Origin of the sequence: Lachnotalea glycerini (genome assembly GCF_003201285.1) — a bacterium.
Taxonomy (GTDB): domain Bacteria; phylum Bacillota; class Clostridia; order Lachnospirales; family Lachnospiraceae; genus Lachnotalea; species Lachnotalea glycerini.
This window is the reverse complement of record NZ_QICS01000003.1, coordinates 177,576-194,773: the sequence shown is the minus strand read 5'-3', so window position 1 is coordinate 194,773 and position 17,198 is coordinate 177,576. Positions and strand designations below refer to the sequence as shown.

Here is a 17,198-nt window from a genome sequence, read left to right as displayed (position 1 = left end):
ATGTAATTGTTAGTATATATAGGGTCTTTGGAGAGAGACAATAAAAACTACTACTTTATATTAATAAGGAAGATTGCTGTGGTATTAAAAAAAACGATTTGGTATTCCTTTGGTGTACTATTTACATTGGGTATAATATGTTTCTTTTTGGGCTATTTAATTGAACTAGATATAGACTATAATCCAAATTTAAATTTGTCATTTTGGGAAATCTTATCGAATAATTTAATGGTGAACTTCAGTGCTATTCTAACATCAATCAGATCGTTTGGATTGTATGGAATTTTATTTGTTGGAAGCGAAATGTTATCATTAGGTATGATTATTCGTGGTATTGCAATAAGAAAATCGTTTATGTATGCAATGTCTTTTATATTTTTTCATGGAATACTAGAAGTTCCGTCCATTGTACTTTCAGGAGCTATTGGAATTCATATATGGGTCGGTCTGATTTGTATTTGTAAAAAAAAATTATCTATTAAAGATTTTTTTAAGGCTAATTTTAAATTATGTATTCTTATCATGATTCTTACGGTAGTTGCAGCATTTGTAGAAGCTAATTTAACAACTTGGTTCTTAAGAAAAAATATACTGGAGGGACATTAGTGCAATTGACAATAAACCATATTTCGAAAGAAATAAAAGGGAAAGCTATTATTAAGGATATTTCATTTAATTTGGAACATGGAGATGTTTTGGGAATAATTGGGCCGAATGGAGCTGGAAAGACAACAATCATGAAGATTATATGTGGGTTATGTCAAATGACATCAGGGAGTGTTTTGTTGGATGATCAGCCAATTTCTTATTATTATGGTAAAAAAGAATATCCGATTGGAGTAATGATTGAATCACCATCTATGTATAAGCATTTATCTGGATATAAGAATGTAGAAATTAATGCATTAACTAAGGGGATAAGAAACAAGGAAATTTGTAATAATGCAATCATAAATGCTGGATTATTAAGTAGTAAGGATTTGCGGGTAGGGAAATATTCCTTAGGAATGAAGCAAAGATTAGGGATTGCTATGAGTATAATAAATGATCCTAAGATTGTGGTATTAGACGAACCGATAAATGGCTTAGATCCTGATGGTATTAAATATGTAAGAGAACTTATAAAAAGTCTTTCTAATAAAAATAAGATTGTTATTGTTTCAAGTCATATACTTAGCGAGTTGAATTTAGTATGTAACAAAGTATGTTTTATTAAATCCGGCAGAATGGTTTCAATCATAAATACCTATATGGAATCAGAAGATTTGGAAACAATATATGGACAATAAATAAGTGGTGGTAATACATAATATGAAGAATATGATATTGAGTGAATTATATAAAAATGTTACATTAAAATATTTGATTGTGGTATTTATTTCTATGTTTGTTGTAATATCGGCATATTCTCTTTTATTTGAGTCTGCTCCGATTGAAGAATGGAAAGAAAATGCGCAGGAAATGAAAGAATTGCAACAAGAGGGTATATTAGCACTTTCTAAAGAATCAGGAGAAGAAAACTATGACAAGTTAATTGATTATTTCAATGGAATTGTATCAACTATAGATTATTGTTTAAAAAATAATATACCTTACAATCCATCTAATGTATATTATTTTATGTCAAGAACTACAAATTTGTTCACAATTGTTATTTTCCTATGCATATACTTATGTAGTAGAGTATATAGTGTAGAAAGTGAAAATGAGACTTGGAAAAATCTTGTATGTTGTGGCAGGAATAGAAATACAATTATTTTAGGTAAAATGATATTTACAATCATGCTTACCTGTGCAGTATTTTTAAGCTATGCTTTTATTTCATTTCTTGTGGGATTATTTCGGTTTGGTATCAATGGAAATGATTATATTTATGTAAAAATGGTTGAAAAAAGTATAGTAGAAAGTAACTATATAGTAGATTTTTTTGTGAGTATTGGTTTGAGTTTATATAAAACAATTTTCTTAATTGTACTTATGACTTTTATATATTTTATTTTCAATAATGACAAGATTGCTTTGATTGTTCCCATTTCAACTTTTATATTCGCAGGGAAAATTAATTTGTTAATTGAAAAATATAGATGGAAGAAACTACTACCATTTCATTATTTAACGATAGATATGAAAGAAGTATTTATCAGAAGTAATATGATATATGGATTTATTATAGTTTTGTTACTATTTATGGTAATCATGTCAATAGGCATTAGCTTGTCTTTTAAACATAAGGAATATTAAGGTTTAAAGTAACTACAGCTTAGCCATGTCTAAAAAGAGTGGAAGTAATTGATAGAAATAAAGTATAGATAAAGTATGCATTGTCAGCCAATTGGTTATAAGGTTGTCAATGCATACTTTTTGTATCAAACAAGTTAATTCTCTTTAAATTCACTACAGGAATAAATGCAATTGATATTTAAGATATTAATTGGCTAATGTCTATCAGAATAGCAAAAATAGTCGAGAGATTCCAAATAAATTTACGATATGATGGAGTTGTGAAAGATAGGAGGCAATAATGGAAGAAATATTAAAAGTGAAACAACTTTCAAAATCGTATCATGGAAATAGAGCTGTTACGAATTTAAACTTATCAGTGAAAAAGGGAATGGTTCTAGGTCTATTGGGAGCAAACGGTGCGGGAAAAAGTACAAGTATTGAATGTATTCTTGGAACAAAAAAACCAGATAGTGGTTTCGTTACGGTTCTTGGAAAGAATCCCATATCAGACAGAAAGCAATTATTTCAAAACGTAGGTGTACAATTTCAAGAAGCAAATTACCAAAGAGAAATTAAAGTGGATGAACTATGCGATGAAACCTCAGCAATATATAAAAATCCCAAAGATTGGCATAACTTATTAAAACAGTTTGGTATTATAGAAAAAGAAAGATGTGCAGTTAAGGATTTATCGGGTGGTGAGCGTCAAAGACTGTTTATAATTCTGGCATTGATTCCAAACCCCCAAATTGTGTTTCTGGATGAGTTAACAACAGGATTAGACGCAAAAGCAAGGAAAGAAGTATGGAAAACACTAGATAACCTAAAGAAAAATGGATTAACAATTATCTTAACTTCGCATTTTATGGATGAAGTAGAGGTGCTATGCGACATAATCTGTATATTAAAGAAAGGCGAAACTGTATTTTACGGAACAGTTAATGAAGCAATTGCAAAGAGTCCATATGACAAATTCGAGGATGCATATCTTTGGTTTTCGGATGAGGAGGGAAGACAAGATGAAAACATTTAGAAAAATGTTAAAAATTGAAATGAAATTATCCATTCGTGATATGAATATGGTTATTTTTGCTATTATTATGCCGATAATCGTTCTTGCTATTCTAGGAATTATTTATGGACAAAATCCAGCTTTTGAAGGAGCCCAATATACATTTTTGGAGCAATCATTTGGAGCACTTAGTACAATAGCAATATGCGCAGGTGGTCTAATGGGATTGCCAATTTTGGTATCGGATTATCGAGAACGAAAAATCTTAAAAAGGTTTCAGGTGACTCCTGTAAGTCCTGCATTGATCTTGTTTGTTCACTTAGTAATTTATACTATTTATTCGGTCGTGTCGGTTATACTTCTTTGGATACTTGCGAAATTATTATGGGGCTTTCAGATGCATGGTTCTTATCTTGTCTTTTTTGCAGGATGGTTTCTAATTTTATTATCCATACTAAGCATCGGTATGTTGGTTGGTGGTGTGGCAAAAAACAGTAAGAGCGCATCCGTTATTGCATCTGTTTTATATTTTCCAATGCTTGTATTTTCAGGTGCAACGCTGCCTTACGAAGTGATGCCTATACCAATGCAGAAAATAGTAGATCTGATGCCTCTGACGCAAGGAATTAAAATATTAAAAGCAGCAACATTAGGTATTGCATTAGAAAATGTTCTGATCCCTGTTATTGTAATGCTTATCATTGCAATCGTCTGTATTGGCTGCTCCATTCGTTTGTTTCGTTGGGAATAAGAAAGCAGTTGCATTAAAATGCTTACTGCTTTATAAAAGCAAAATAAGTCGAGCAAATAATAAAAGAATCATGTATGATAGTTTTATAAATTAAATATTTGGAGTACGGGTATGTAAATCTTGTACTCTTAAACATGTAAATCAACTAAATTGATTAGCAGCGGTTAAAATCCTCAGATTGGAGAAAAAATGCAGGAGCAGGTTTTAGCAGTTCAAAGAATGCAAGATTATATCAACAAACATATCAATGAAAACATTACATTGGCAGATTTAGCGAATGTGTCTTTATTTTCACCTTGGTATTCCTATCGTCTCTTTAAGGAATATACCAATCTTACACCGGCTGATTATATCAGAAAGCTGAGGTTATCTACCTCAGCACTAAGGTTGAGAGATGATAAGTGCAAAGTGATAGAGGTGGCTTTTGATATGGGATTTCAAAGTGTGGAGGGATATCAACGGGCTTTTTACCGCGAATTTGGATGTAATCCAAGAGAATATGCTAAAAATCCGGTTCCTATTTATTTATTCATTCCATACGGAGTGATATATAATGAAATTCGAAAGGAATATAAAAAAATGGCGGAATTAAAACATGTATTTATACAACTGATTCATAAACCGGCAAGGAAAGTGCTGATAAAACGTGGAAAAAATGCAAAAGAGTATTTCTCATATTGTGAGGAAATGGGTTGTGATATATGGGGACTGCTTACCAGTATGCAAGGGACTCTTGGCGAGCCAGTCAGTTTATGGCTGCCAAAACAATATCGAGAACCAGAAACCTCAGAATATGTTCAGGGCGTGGAAGTGCCACTTGACTATACAGGAAATATTCCAAATGGATTTGATGTGATAGAACTGCAGGAAGCGGATTATCTGATGTTTCAGGGGGAGCCGTTTTTGGAAGCGGATTATTGTCAGGCAATCGAAGAGGTGCAAGAATTGATTAAGAAATACAATCCAAGTGTTCAAGGATATGAATGGGATGATACAAATCCAAGCATTCAGTTAGAACCGATTGGCAGAAGAGGTTATATAGAGATGGCTGCAGTGAAACGGTCACATATTATTTGAAATTTGAATACAATCTGATATAATGTAAATACAAAGATAAAAACACATCCCGGTAGGTAGTCCGGGAGCAACATAGACTATTGTTGTCAGTAACCTGCCTCCTTGGTTGTCCATTCTTTGTTCATTTATTCTAAAAGGAGGAATTACAATGAACAAAGTATCAGGGAGATTACAGGTATTTTTTGAAGGAGCATTTTGGATAGGGGTCTTTGAACAAGTAGTTGATGGTAAGCTATCTGCTTGTAAGGTTACATTTGGCGAAGAACCTAAAGATCATGAAATTCAGGAGTTCATTTTGAAAAATTACGAAAAACTTCCCTTTAGCCCTTTTGTTGATACTGTAAAAGAAGCAAAGGAGCGGATGAATCCGAAGCGCCTGCAAAGAGAAGTAAAAAAACAGATGACGAAAGTGGGAATAGGAACAAAGTCGCAACAAGCTTTAAAGCTTCAGCACGAACTGGGAAAAATGGAAAAAAAGACTCGTTCCCGTGAACAAAAAGAGGCTGAAAAATTAGTTCAATTCGAACGAAAGCAACAGAAAAGAAAAGAGAAACATAAGGGCAGATAAGATACAAAATATGTACCAATAAAAACAAAGGACTTGTAATAGCTAAATGGGCAAAAATCAAGTCCTTTGTTTTTGTGTAAGTAATCATGAACAGTAAATAAGAGACAGATCAAAGCATAAAGTAGTTGCTAAAGCATACTTTTTATATTGACAAAATAGGAAAGCAATGTTAGACTACATTGGTTAGATACAACTAATAATAGTAAGAATAATAAAACACATACACAAAGTTAGGAGTTTACTATGGGATTAAAAAAATTAAGTACAATTATAGCAGTTGCTATGGTCATAACATTGACTGCATGCTCAAGTGAAACAACAAATACAACTGAGTCAAGTGGTATAACAAACAGTACAGTGCAAACAGACAATTCAAAAACAGAACAAATAGATGCAAAAGAAACCGAAAGCGCGCAAGAGGTAGAATATCCAATCATTATAAAACATGCATTTGGTGAAACTGTCATTGAAACGAAGCCAGAGAAAATTGCAACCATATCGTGGGGAAATCAAGATGTACCTTTAGCACTTGGCGTTGTTCCGGTTGGTGTTTCAGAAGCAAATTACGGAGTAACAGATGATAGTGGTTTACTTCCATGGACAAAAGAAGCTTTTACACAATTAGGTGTAGAGACACCGAATTTATTTCACGATACGGATGGGCTTGATTATGAAGCAATCAGTGATGCCCAGCCGGATGTAATTCTTGCTTCTTATTCTGGAATTACACAGGAGGAATATAACCTGTTAAGTGAAATTGCACCTGTCATTGCATATCCAACAGTTGCATGGCAGACCTATTGGCGTGAACAGATTATTTTAGATGCAGCCGGTATGGGAATGGAAACAGAAGGAGAGCAGTTGGTTACAGATTTAGAACAGCTAATTGCAGAAAAATCAGCCAAGTATACACAAATAGAAAATAAGACGGCAGCTTTCTTTTATTTCAATCCTGCCGATTTAGGAAAATTCTATGTTTATCTTCCGACAGATCCAAGAGCAGCCTATTTAACAGATCTTGGTATGTCCGTGCCAGATAGTGTGAAGAAGCTTGCAGAGAATGCAGACAGCTTTGCAATTGAAATGAGTGCTGAAAATGTGGACTTATTAAAGGACGTAGATATTTTAATTGCATATGGGGATACATCCCTTCTTGAGGCTTTGCAGTCTGACGAATTGATTGGTACACTGCCCGCTGTACAAAGAGGTTCTGTTGCCTTGATTGAGGACAAAACACCGCTTGCCGCTTCTGGAACACCAAGTGCACTCTCCATACCCGCAACCATTGATGAATATCTGAGTTTGATTGGAGAGGCGGCAGATAAAGTAGAATGATGCGAAAAAAAATGATCCTGATGATTGGCGCCAGCAGCCTTGGAATCATATTGTGTTTTGCAGCATCATTGGCTTTTGGCTCTAGAAACATCAGTTTAGATACGGTTTTACATACTCTGTTAGCTGGCGGCAGTTCTTTTGAGTCGCGAGTCATACGTGAGCGCATACCCAGAACGGTATTTAGTATTCTAGCAGGAGCTTCTCTTGGAGTTTCAGGTGCCCTGATGCAGGCGATAACTCGAAATCCGGTGGCTGATCCAAGTATTCTGGGTGTTAATACAGGAGCGTCCTTGTTTGTAGTCAGCGGAATAGCATTTTTTCATATCAATTCAGCAAGTGAATACATATGGTTTGCACTGGCAGGTGCCGCGGTTACTGCGATATTTGTATATCGTATCGGTTCAATGGGGTATGGTGGAGCAACACCAATCAAGTTAGCATTAGCGGGAACAGCAACCAGTGCTGCATTGTCATCACTGGTCAGTGCAGTTATTTTGCCCAGAACCGAAGTCATGAATGCGTTTCGCTTCTGGCAGGTGGGAAGCGTAAGCGGAGCTACATGGGACGGAATACGCATCATAGCACCTTTTTTGGCAGCAGGATTACTTATGGGAATTTTCCTTGCCTCCGCCCTAAATGCTATGGCACTTGGAGATGATGTAGCAACTGGCCTTGGTGTACGAACGGGTGTCGTGCGATTAATCGGAGCTTTAGCAGGTGTTTTATTGTGCGGCGCAACTACCGCTTTGGCAGGACCAATTGGCTTTGTGGGACTTATGATTCCACACACCATGAGGCTTCTTTGTGGGGCAGATATGCGTCTGGTAGTTCCAATGTCTGCTATTGGAGGGGCAATCCTTTTAACAACATCTGATATTCTGGGAAGACTAATTGGAACTCCGGGTGAATTAGAGGCAGGGATTGTCACAGCATTTATCGGTGCACCCGTATTGGTATCGATTGCGATGAGAGCGAAGGTGCGTTCATTATGACAAAAAAGAATCATTATGTAGAGGAAGGTTTTCGAAAAAGGAAAAATCGTTTTATCACTGTGACATTTTTGCTGGCTGTTTTCGTACTGATGCTAAGTATCGCAATGCTTTATTTAGGCAATACCAGATATTCACTTTCTGTGATAGTCAGAGTACTTATGGGAGAGCAGATACAAGGAGCTTCCTTCTCAATTAGGACACTTAGGTATCCCAGAATGCTTGCAGGGATTATGGCAGGAATGGCATTTGGAATGGCGGGAAGCACATTTCAGACGATGCTTCGAAATCCTCTTGCAAGTCCAGATATCATCGGCATTACTTCAGGCTCAAGTGTGGCAGCGGTGTTTTTTATCTTGGTATTAGAGGTGAACACGACAGTTGCGTCGATTGCGTCTATTCTGGCAGGACTGTTAGTTGCTTGTCTGATTTACGTACTTTCACGCGGTGCAAGTTTTTCGGGTGGAAAAATGATTTTGATTGGAATCGGTATTCAGGCCATGCTAAATGCAGTCATATCCTATTTGTTGCTTCGTGCCAATCAATATGATGTACCCGCAGCTCTCAGGTGGCTTAGCGGCAGCTTAAATGGGATACAAAGTAAGGATATGGCAGGGCTTTTTTGGACTGTTTGGATTTTTGGCGGCTTGTTGTTTCTTTTGGGAAGACAGTTGAAAATTCTGGAGCTTGGGGAACATTCAGCCATAACGCTTGGACTTAGAACCGATCAGACAAGAGTTCTGCTGGTAATGTGTGCAGTATTTTTGATTGCTGTGGCAACATCGGTGACAGGACCTATTTCTTTTGTTGCCTTTTTGTCAGGACCGATTGCGGGGTGGCTTGCTGGAAAGGGAATTTCCACCATACTGCCTGCGGGTTTGACAGGAGCGGTTATGGTGCTTCTGGCAGATATCATAGGACAGTATGCCTTTGATACACGTTTCCCTGTGGGTATCATTACGGGTATTTTAGGTGCACCGTATCTTATTTACTTATTGATACGCATGAATAAAAGCGGAGGGGCAGCATGAAACAAACACCTTACTTTACAGCCAGCAGTCTTGTTGCCGGCTATGATAAAAAAATTATTGTAAATAACATAGATATTATAATTCCCAAAAATAAAATTAGTGTGATTATCGGAGCAAATGCCTGTGGAAAATCAACTCTTTTAAAGACGATGGCAAGATTAATTAAGCCTGTTTCGGGAGAAGTCATTTTAGATGGAAAGCAAATCAGCGAAATTGCGCCAAAGCAACTGGCGCGAAAATTGGGACTGCTTCCGCAATCCCCGGTTGTTCCCGAGGGAATTACTGTTTCTGATTTAGTATCTCGAGGTCGTTTTCCCTACCAAAGCTTTCTAAAGGGAATGGGTAAAAAGGATTATGAAGCAGTAAAAGAGGCACTGGATATTATGGGAATTACGGAGCTTGCCAATCGAAGCGTAGATGAGCTTTCAGGAGGACAAAGACAAAGAGTCTGGATTGCCATGGCATTGGCACAACAGACAGACATTTTATTACTAGATGAGCCGACTACCTTTTTGGATATTACCTATCAAGTAGAGATATTGGACTTGTTAACCGATTTGAATCAAAAGAGGGGAACGACAATTGTTATGGTGTTGCACGATATTAATCTGTCTGCGCGCTACGCCGACTACATTTTTGCTGTCAAAAAGGGAGAACTGATTTCACAGGGAACGCCCTTTGAAGTAATTACAGAAGAACAAATGAAGCAGGTATTTGAACTAGACTGCGCTGTCATCAAAGACCCGGTTTCCGGCTCTCCGTTTATTGTTCCAAAGGGCAGGCATTATGTAATGGTAAATGAAAGCATAGAAATCAATGAGTAAAAGATCACAGGAGTACTGCGGTTTAGGTAGAAAAATTTAGAAATATATATAGCAATGAATTTTACTTTGTGAGTATTCATTGCTATATTTTTGTGTATTAGAATGCTATAATGGGTATATTGAAATATACATTATTTGGTATCAAAAATAATGAGTTGGAGATGTTTAATAAGAGAGGTATTGATAGTATGGATAAAGAAATTTCAAATAAAAAGTTCTGGGAAAAGTTTGCAAAATTGTATACACCCATGCAGGAGAGAAAAAACGCGAAACTATATCTGGAATTATGCAAGGTAATTTCAAAATATTTGGATCAGAATATGCAAGTGTTAGAATTGGCCTGTGGTTCCGGACAACTTACCTTTCCGCTATGTAAAAAAGCAGGTGCCTGGGAAGCAACTGATTTTTCAGAAAAAATGATTGAAGAAGCAAAGACAAGAGCATCTGGTTTTCCAGTTACTTTTTCGATACAGGATGCAACGAACCTGTCATATGAAGATGAAAAGTTCGATACAGTTATTATTGCAAATGCTCTTCATATTATGCCAAACCCTGAAAATGCATTGTCGGAAATACGACGTATTTTAAAAAGGGGAGGATTACTGATTGCACCGACTTTTGTTTATGATGGAAAAGTCAATAAGATACGAATTAGGTTAATGGAGCTATTAGGATTTCATACTTTTCATAAGTGGAAGTCTGATGAATATATAGAATTTGTCTGCAAAAATGGATTTGATATAATAGATAGTTCTATAATAGAAAGCGAAATATTATCTGAATGTATATTGATGTGCAAAACAAATATTTAAATTTTAGTAATAAAGTTAGTTACAAATGAGTGAATTTGAGTGGTTTTTATACAAGGAGATAAAAATGTCAATAATATGGGAATATCAGTAACATAGAGCTGAACAAATTTTATTAAGAGATCATTATCCAGATGAAAACCATGCATATTGTGAAGTTGTGGAAGTCTGGCAAAAATTAAAGTGACAGATTTTAAGACAAACATTGTTTAAATTAAAAAGGAGTATTTTATGAAATTAAAAGCTTATATTATGTTATTAAATTTACTATTTATTCTTGCACTTAGCGCGTGTTCCACTAATAAGATCAATTCAACTACGAATAGCAGCAAATCAAGCACTATCACAGACAGTGCACAAATGAATGACGTTTCAACAAGCGAGTCTGCTGCCGATACCTCTTACTCAGAGGATGAGGACGCTTCGCCTGCAAATGCATATAAGGCTGTTTTGCAAAACGAGGTTTCATTCCTCAGCACGGAGGATAATCACGAATTTTCTCTAAAGGAATTTTTGGAAAAAAATTCTGAATACGAAGGTAGTTACAAAGTGACAAATTTTACCGTAATCGATATGGACAAGGATCAAATACCGGAAGTGGTACTTGAATTATCTTTGGGTGATTCTCCGGAACAATATGAGATATTACATTACATCAATGGCATGGTTTATGGATACAATTTTGTGTATCGGGGCTTTGAAATGCCAAAAGAAGACGGAACATATAGTTATGCAGACAGTGCGGCAGACGCAGGAATCAATAAAATTCTGAACTTTAATTCGGACACCGTTGAAACGGAAACACTTGGGTATTCGCAGGCAGATTTAAGTGGAGATGATGCAGTAGTTTCGTATTTCATAAATAATGCTTCTGTTACAGAAGATGATTACAATGCTTTTTGCGATCAGCAAAATGAGAAAAAAGATGTGCAATGGTATGAGTTATCAGATGAGAACATAGAAACAATAGTTAGTATGGATTTTAATACTAATTCATGATTACACTATTATTCTGATAGCAGTAACATATTTTTAACGTTACAGTGAAAGTTGTGGATGCATTTTTCCATCCTATGAAATATCTATGCAAAAATTCTTTACATTATTGATCCAAGCGATTTCGATTTTTATAAAAAAGGAGTGACACAAATGCTATATTTTACCTCAGATACTCATTTCTACTGCAAAAAGCCGCCTTTTATAGGAAAACATCTGTTTCAATCTTGTGAGGAGAAGAACGAATACATCATCAGACAATGGAACAGTGTTGTAAAACCAGAGGATGAAGTTTATTTGCTTGGTGACGTTTCTGACGGAACGGGAGAGCAAACAAATGAAATATTAAAGAGACTGAATGGAACAAAATATCTTGTCATTGGAAATAATGATAAATACCTAAAGGACTCCCAATTTGACCAAAGCCTTTACGTATGGACGAAGCAATATTATGAGCTGCGTACCTTGAATACCAAATTTGCATTGTTTCATTTTCCTATCGAAGTGTGGGTAGGTTATGATAATGACAGAGCTCACCTTCACGGACATTTACACAGCTTAAAGGCAACGAGAGAACCGATTCGCCGCTATGAAGTTGGCGTGGATTCTCATGATGGAAAGCCTGTTTCAATTGAAGAGATATGGGAATCGATAAAGGATTTTCATAATAAAAACGATAAACTGAATTATATATGATGTGTAAAGGAGATAAGATGATTCGGGATTTTAAGGCAGAGGATATTGAGAAAATAATGAAGCTATGGCTTGACACCAATGTATCAGCTCATTCTTTTATAGAAAATGCTTATTGGAAAGATAATTATGAGGCAGTAAAAGAAATGTTGCCTCAGGCGAAGCTATTCGTTGTGGAACAGGATGGGAAGCTTCAAGGCTTTATCGGCTTAAACCAAAGCTATATAGCAGGTATTTTTGTAGCAGAGGATTCACAGTCACAAGGAATCGGAAAGCAATTGCTTGATTATGTAAAATCAAAGCATAAGGAATTATCCTTGCAGGTTTATCAAAAGAATGAGCGTGCAGTGAGCTTTTACCTTAGGGAAGGCTTTACCATTATTTTAAAACAGGTTGATGATAATACAGGCGAAGCAGAACTGGTAATGAAATGGATAAAATAATACTATAAAGAATAGGCTTTGAAGCTTGGAAGACTGGCTTCAAAGCTTTTTTATTTCATAAAAAAAGATCTTGCTGTGATAACGTAAAAAAGCTTTGATTCTATGAAATAAAAACACAATGCGCACGAATGCAAGTGGCAAATGTCACAGCGTGACTGCATTCGGCGCGAAAAAGCGGTCAAGTCTCTCAGGAGTAAGAGATTAGGGAGTAGGTACGGACTTGTCCGCTTTGTTATTTCATAGAAAAGATCTGCTGTGATAACGTATAAAAGCTTTGATTCTATGAAATAAAAACACAATGCGCACGAATGCAAGTGGCAAATGTCACAGCGTGACTGCATTCGGCGCGAAAAAGCGGTCAAGTCTCTCAGGAGTAAGAGATTAGGGAGTAGGTACGGACTTGTCCGCTTTGTTATTTCAAGAAAACAAGGAACAAAAGTTCGAAAAAACTTGATTTTATTCAGATAAATGAATATAATAAAACAAGAAATAGGAGGTCATAAAATGGATTACTTAACGACGAATGAAATGTCTGTAAAATGGGGGATTTCACCGCGAAGAATTGCCGTTTTGTGTGAAGAACAGCGAATTGAAGGTGTAATTAAAAAAGGAAAAACATGGTTGATACCATATGATGCAATAAAACCACAGGATGCAAGAAAGAAGCACGTGGAAGCAGTTTAAAAAATGACATAGGAAGGTGTAATCATGTTAAAGGATAAAACATTAACATATATTAGCTTATTCAGTTGTGCAGGAGTTGGCTGCTTTGGGTTTAAGGAGTCAGGTTTTGAATGCATTGCAACAAACGAATTGGTAGAAAGAAGAATCAAGGTACAAAAATATAATCATAAATGCAGATTTGACTCAGGTTACATCTGCGAGGATATTACGAAAGCTTCTACCAAAAAGCAGATATTTGACGAGATAAAGCGCTGGGAAAAGCTTGGTAATGACAAAATTGACGTATTAATTGCAACCCCTCCTTGTCAGGGAATGTCGGTTGCTAATCATAAAAAGGCAGAGGATGAAATAGTCAGAAACAGTCTTGTTGTGGAATCCATACATATTGTAAAGCAGATAAAGCCAAGATTTTTCGTCTTTGAAAATGTTTCGGCATTTATGAAGACGGGCTGTACCGCTTTGGATGGAACGATAAAGGCAATCGGTGATGTCATCTATGAGGAGCTGGCAGAGGATTATATTATTGCAAACCGAATCTTAAATTTTAAAAATTATGGCTCGAATTCTTCCAGAACAAGAACTTTGGTCATTGGAGTAAGTAAAAGCTTATCAGAATTTGTAGCTCCGATTGAGCTTTATCCGTCCTGCCAAAATGAAAAAACGCTAAAAGAAGTAATCGGGAACATGCCCGCTCTTGAGTGGGGAGAGATATGTGAAGAAGATTTTTATCATGCGTTTCGAATTTATCCTAAAGAGATGAGATGCTGGGTGCATGATTTAAAGGAAGGACAAAGTGCATTTGATAATCAGGATGAATTAAAGCGTCCACATAAAATAGTGGACGGAACTATCGTAATGAATCAACAAAAGAATGGAGATAAATATACAAGACAAAATTGGGACAAAGCTGCACCCTGTATCCATACACGAAACGATCAGTTGGCAAGTCAGAACACCGTACACCCGGTAGAAGACCGCGTATTTTCCATTCGGGAACTGATGAAGATTATGACCATTCCGGATGATTTCAAATGGGTGAATCAGTCATTAGAGGAACTGAATGCACTAAGCAGTGAACAAAAGCAGCAGCTCTTGAAAAAAGAAGAGATCAAAATACGACAAAGCATCGGTGAAGCAGTTCCGACGCATATTTTTTATCAGGTAGCCTGTAATATCAAGAACTTTATGGAACAGATGCATTATAGCAACAATCAGATATTAAAGACGATTGACGAGAATAAGCTGATAGATGCTAAGAAGCTGGCACAATTTATAAAAAGAAATCCACATAATTTAGGTCATGCGACACTGGCAAGAATTGCGGAATTAGCAAATTCTCAGCGTGAAAACAATGCGGCATTCTATACAAATAAATTTATCATAAACGAAATCTATAAGGAGCTTCCAGACTTTGAAAAAGCTGAAATTAATATTTTAGAACCGTCTGTTGGCGTAGGTAACTTTCTACCTTTTATTTTTAGGAAATACGAGGGAGCAGCAAAAGTGAATTTGGATGTGGTTGATATTGATTCCAATAATATCAATATTCTCAAGTCCTTATTGAAAAACCAGCAAATTCCTGATAATGTTACAATTCGTTTTATTCATGATGACTTTTTAAAACATAATTTTCATAAAAAATATGATTTAGTAATTGGAAATCCTCCGTTTAGCAAACTAAAAGCAAAGGAAGCCAAGGACTATCTTAAAAACAATTATAATAAGGCGACGACAAATACCTTTGAGTTTTTCGTAGAAAAGGCAATGCAAATAGGTCATTATGTAGCGATGATTACACCAAAAGCCTTGTTAAACACACCTGAATTTCGTTTGACCAGAGAGTTGTTGCAAAATCAAAAAGTTGAATGCATCGAGGATTTTGGAGAGTTAGGATTTAAAGGGGTTCTAGTAGAAACCATTTGTATTTTTATTAACATGCAGGGAGGAAAAAATATCACAAAAATTAAATCCTTGCCACTTCAAAAAATAGTAAAGCAAAAGCAATCCTACATCATGGACTCCAAATATCCGTACTGGCTGATTTACCGAGATGAATTTTTTGACCAAATTAGCTCAAAGCTTACATTTAATTTATTTAACGTTTTTCGTGACAGGCAAATTACAAATTCTAAGACAAGTGATAAAACCCAAAATGCAATCAGGGTTTTGAAATCGAGAAACATTAACGAGGATGGAACCAAAATAGTGGACATACCAGGTTACGATGCTTATATTGATGTAGATATAGTAAAAGAGCTTGCCGCATACAAGTATGTAAACGATCATACAGTTTACCTAACACCAAATATGACCTATAAACCTCGTGTGATAAGAAATGTAGAAAATACAGTAGTCAATGGTTCGGTTGCTGTGCTCATACCAAAGGAAAATATTGAATTGACAGATAGCCAGTTAGCCTATTTTGCGACAAAAGAATATCGTGAGTTTTACAAAATTGCGAGGAACTATCAGACCAGATCGTTAAACGTAGATGCGGCAAGTGTATATTTCTATGGAGTACTAAAGGAGTAAGGGAATGAATGAACAAGCAATACAGAATTTTTTAGACCAACATAATTACGATATCAAAATCACGCAAAACGGAAGATGGATTGACCAAAAGTGTACGATGGATGTTGTCAGCATTATTTCAGATTGCATACTGGAGTTTACAAGCGGAGACTTTAACCGATTATTTACGGTAAACGATATATGGTACAGCGATTATACTGCCCAAAATGTACAGCAGATATTCAGTAAGCCAAACCCCACCGAAAAGGCAAGAAATGAATATGATAAATATTTTGGTCAGCCAATAAAGTTACTGGATGCAGCAGGAATCATTCGTGGCGTAAAAAGCGGGCGTGGATATCAATATACGGTAATAAATCGTGAACTTTTGGAATATATCAGCTATCGAGATCGAAACAGCTTACAGTTTCTTACTCTCTATATTGAGAAAGTATTAAAAGACAGTGGAATATACAGATATTTTGAACAATTCTTTCAAAAGCAGGATAAAACCAGTTTTAAACAATTAAGAGATGCCTATATTAGCTTTATTATACAAAATACGCCAATCAATGGTGAAACAGAGTGTGGACGAATTTTTACGAAGGTTCTAAATCCCCTTGCCTGCAAATACAAAAAGTATGGAACGGTAGGAGGGCGTATATCGAAGGATATAATTACACAGGATATGATTATGTATAACCAGAGGAATTGGCGTGACGTTATATCTGCAAAACCAAAAAATATGCCACGAATTGAATACGAAAGCACTTTACCAAAGCCAAATGAAGATTATATGACGAGCTATCGAATCAATAAAACCAAACGTAATCTTAGAAGATTCAATGACCGGTATCGCGATGGAAAAACAGAGTTAAAAGAAGAAAGACATCTTTTGGATACGGCAACGCAGATGCATCATATGTTTTCTGTAAGTGAATTTCCCGCACTTGCAGACTGTATGGAGGACTTAATTGCTTTGACACCGACGCAGCATTTTACCTATGCACATCCAAACAACAATACACAATATATTGATCAAAAATATCAGCGTTTGTGTTTGTTGGCAAAGATAGAATCCATACGAGAAAACCTGCTTGGAAAGAGAGATGAACCGGTCATATATGATTTTAATACACTGCAAATGGTGCTAAATACTGGCTTTCATACCGAAGCATTTAGTGGCATAGCGGATATGGATTTTGATGGACTGCTTAATCTAATCGAAGTATTTTATCAATAGCTTAAGGCC

18 protein-coding genes are annotated in these 17,198 nt (G+C 35.9%); all 18 read left to right on the top strand.

Annotation, left to right across the window (positions count from 1 at the left end):
• Positions 1-78: 78 nt before the first annotated feature.
• The 18 genes from C8E03_RS08335 (at position 79) to C8E03_RS08250 (ending at position 17,189) form a co-directional block, all read left to right on the top strand.
• Complete coding sequence (locus tag C8E03_RS08335) at positions 79-606, top strand: stage II sporulation protein M (RefSeq protein ID WP_170122942.1); 528 nt, start codon at positions 79-81, stop codon at positions 604-606.
• A complete protein-coding gene (locus tag C8E03_RS08330) occupies positions 606-1,289 on the top strand; it encodes an ABC transporter ATP-binding protein (protein WP_170122941.1) in 684 nt (227 codons plus the stop codon). The genes C8E03_RS08335 and C8E03_RS08330 overlap by 1 nt, the downstream gene beginning before the upstream one ends.
• 22 nt (positions 1,290-1,311) lie before the next feature.
• Positions 1,312-2,241, top strand: a complete 930-nt coding sequence (locus C8E03_RS08325; RefSeq protein ID WP_094377105.1) for an ABC transporter permease — start codon at positions 1,312-1,314, stop codon at positions 2,239-2,241.
• A gap of 280 nt (positions 2,242-2,521) precedes the next feature.
• Complete coding sequence (locus C8E03_RS08320; protein ID WP_110290782.1) at positions 2,522-3,256, top strand: ABC transporter ATP-binding protein; 735 nt, start codon at positions 2,522-2,524, stop codon at positions 3,254-3,256.
• Complete coding sequence (locus C8E03_RS08315) at positions 3,243-3,986, top strand: ABC transporter permease (RefSeq protein ID WP_110290781.1); 744 nt, start codon at positions 3,243-3,245, stop codon at positions 3,984-3,986. Before C8E03_RS08320 ends, C8E03_RS08315 begins: the two co-directional genes overlap by 14 nt.
• Before the next feature lie 189 nt (positions 3,987-4,175).
• Positions 4,176-5,063, top strand: a complete 888-nt coding sequence (locus C8E03_RS08310; RefSeq protein WP_110290780.1) for a helix-turn-helix transcriptional regulator — start codon at positions 4,176-4,178, stop codon at positions 5,061-5,063.
• A 148-nt stretch (positions 5,064-5,211) separates the two neighbouring features.
• Positions 5,212-5,631 (top strand): YjdF family protein, encoded by a 420-nt coding sequence (locus C8E03_RS08305; protein ID WP_094377101.1) that lies wholly within the window; start codon positions 5,212-5,214, stop codon positions 5,629-5,631.
• 243 nt (positions 5,632-5,874) lie between these two features.
• Entirely contained in the window at positions 5,875-6,966 is a 1,092-nt protein-coding gene (locus C8E03_RS08300) for an iron-siderophore ABC transporter substrate-binding protein (protein WP_110290779.1), read from the top strand.
• The gene (locus tag C8E03_RS08295) at positions 6,963-7,958 is read left to right on the top strand and encodes a FecCD family ABC transporter permease (protein ID WP_207657796.1); all 996 of its coding nucleotides are present in this window, start codon (positions 6,963-6,965) and stop codon (positions 7,956-7,958) included. The genes C8E03_RS08300 and C8E03_RS08295 overlap by 4 nt, the downstream gene beginning before the upstream one ends.
• A complete protein-coding gene (locus tag C8E03_RS08290) occupies positions 7,955-8,986 on the top strand; it encodes a FecCD family ABC transporter permease (protein ID WP_110290778.1) in 1,032 nt (343 codons plus the stop codon). The genes C8E03_RS08295 and C8E03_RS08290 overlap by 4 nt, the downstream gene beginning before the upstream one ends.
• Positions 8,983-9,810 (top strand): ABC transporter ATP-binding protein, encoded by an 828-nt coding sequence (locus C8E03_RS08285; RefSeq protein ID WP_110290777.1) that lies wholly within the window; start codon positions 8,983-8,985, stop codon positions 9,808-9,810. The genes C8E03_RS08290 and C8E03_RS08285 overlap by 4 nt, the downstream gene beginning before the upstream one ends.
• A 110-nt stretch (positions 9,811-9,920) precedes the next feature.
• Positions 9,921-10,622 (top strand): class I SAM-dependent methyltransferase, encoded by a 702-nt coding sequence (locus tag C8E03_RS08280; protein ID WP_242993451.1) that lies wholly within the window; start codon positions 9,921-9,923, stop codon positions 10,620-10,622.
• A gap of 228 nt (positions 10,623-10,850) precedes the next feature.
• Positions 10,851-11,618, top strand: coding sequence for a hypothetical protein (locus tag C8E03_RS08275; protein WP_094377097.1), 768 nt, complete (start codon positions 10,851-10,853; stop codon positions 11,616-11,618).
• A gap of 150 nt (positions 11,619-11,768) precedes the next feature.
• Positions 11,769-12,311, top strand: a complete 543-nt coding sequence (locus C8E03_RS08270) for a metallophosphoesterase (RefSeq protein ID WP_110290776.1) — start codon at positions 11,769-11,771, stop codon at positions 12,309-12,311.
• A 17-nt stretch (positions 12,312-12,328) separates the two neighbouring features.
• The gene (locus tag C8E03_RS08265; RefSeq protein WP_110290775.1) at positions 12,329-12,751 is read left to right on the top strand and encodes an N-acetyltransferase; all 423 of its coding nucleotides are present in this window, start codon (positions 12,329-12,331) and stop codon (positions 12,749-12,751) included.
• 504 nt (positions 12,752-13,255) lie between these two features.
• Positions 13,256-13,435: a MerR family transcriptional regulator gene (locus C8E03_RS08260; RefSeq protein WP_094376938.1), complete on the top strand. Its 180-nt coding sequence runs from the start codon at positions 13,256-13,258 to the stop codon at positions 13,433-13,435.
• A gap of 24 nt (positions 13,436-13,459) precedes the next feature.
• The gene (gene dcm / locus C8E03_RS08255) at positions 13,460-15,967 is read left to right on the top strand and encodes a DNA (cytosine-5-)-methyltransferase (RefSeq protein ID WP_110290774.1); all 2,508 of its coding nucleotides are present in this window, start codon (positions 13,460-13,462) and stop codon (positions 15,965-15,967) included.
• Positions 15,968-15,971: 4 nt separating this feature from the next.
• The gene (locus C8E03_RS08250) at positions 15,972-17,189 is read left to right on the top strand and encodes a restriction endonuclease (protein ID WP_094376936.1); all 1,218 of its coding nucleotides are present in this window, start codon (positions 15,972-15,974) and stop codon (positions 17,187-17,189) included.
• Positions 17,190-17,198: the final 9 nt, after the last annotated feature.

Bases quoted from the DNA above. Each gene is read 5' to 3' on its own strand.
- C8E03_RS08325 (WP_094377105.1), top strand. From the start codon at position 1,312: ATGAAGAATATGATATTGAGTGAATTATATAAAAATGTTACATTAAAA.
- C8E03_RS08320 (WP_110290782.1), top strand. From the start codon at position 2,522: ATGGAAGAAATATTAAAAGTGAAACAACTTTCAAAATCGTATCATGGA.
- C8E03_RS08315 (WP_110290781.1), top strand. From the start codon at position 3,243: ATGAAAACATTTAGAAAAATGTTAAAAATTGAAATGAAATTATCCATT.
- C8E03_RS08310 (WP_110290780.1), top strand. From the start codon at position 4,176: ATGCAGGAGCAGGTTTTAGCAGTTCAAAGAATGCAAGATTATATCAAC.
- C8E03_RS08305 (WP_094377101.1), top strand. From the start codon at position 5,212: ATGAACAAAGTATCAGGGAGATTACAGGTATTTTTTGAAGGAGCATTT.
- C8E03_RS08300 (WP_110290779.1), top strand. From the start codon at position 5,875: ATGGGATTAAAAAAATTAAGTACAATTATAGCAGTTGCTATGGTCATA.
- C8E03_RS08295 (WP_207657796.1), top strand. From the start codon at position 6,963: ATGATGCGAAAAAAAATGATCCTGATGATTGGCGCCAGCAGCCTTGGA.
- C8E03_RS08290 (WP_110290778.1), top strand. From the start codon at position 7,955: ATGACAAAAAAGAATCATTATGTAGAGGAAGGTTTTCGAAAAAGGAAA.
- C8E03_RS08285 (WP_110290777.1), top strand. From the start codon at position 8,983: ATGAAACAAACACCTTACTTTACAGCCAGCAGTCTTGTTGCCGGCTAT.
- C8E03_RS08280 (WP_242993451.1), top strand. From the start codon at position 9,921: ATGGGTATATTGAAATATACATTATTTGGTATCAAAAATAATGAGTTG.
- C8E03_RS08275 (WP_094377097.1), top strand. From the start codon at position 10,851: ATGAAATTAAAAGCTTATATTATGTTATTAAATTTACTATTTATTCTT.
- C8E03_RS08270 (WP_110290776.1), top strand. From the start codon at position 11,769: ATGCTATATTTTACCTCAGATACTCATTTCTACTGCAAAAAGCCGCCT.
- C8E03_RS08265 (WP_110290775.1), top strand. From the start codon at position 12,329: ATGATTCGGGATTTTAAGGCAGAGGATATTGAGAAAATAATGAAGCTA.
- C8E03_RS08260 (WP_094376938.1), top strand. From the start codon at position 13,256: ATGGATTACTTAACGACGAATGAAATGTCTGTAAAATGGGGGATTTCA.
- dcm (WP_110290774.1), top strand. From the start codon at position 13,460: ATGTTAAAGGATAAAACATTAACATATATTAGCTTATTCAGTTGTGCA.
- C8E03_RS08250 (WP_094376936.1), top strand. From the start codon at position 15,972: ATGAATGAACAAGCAATACAGAATTTTTTAGACCAACATAATTACGAT.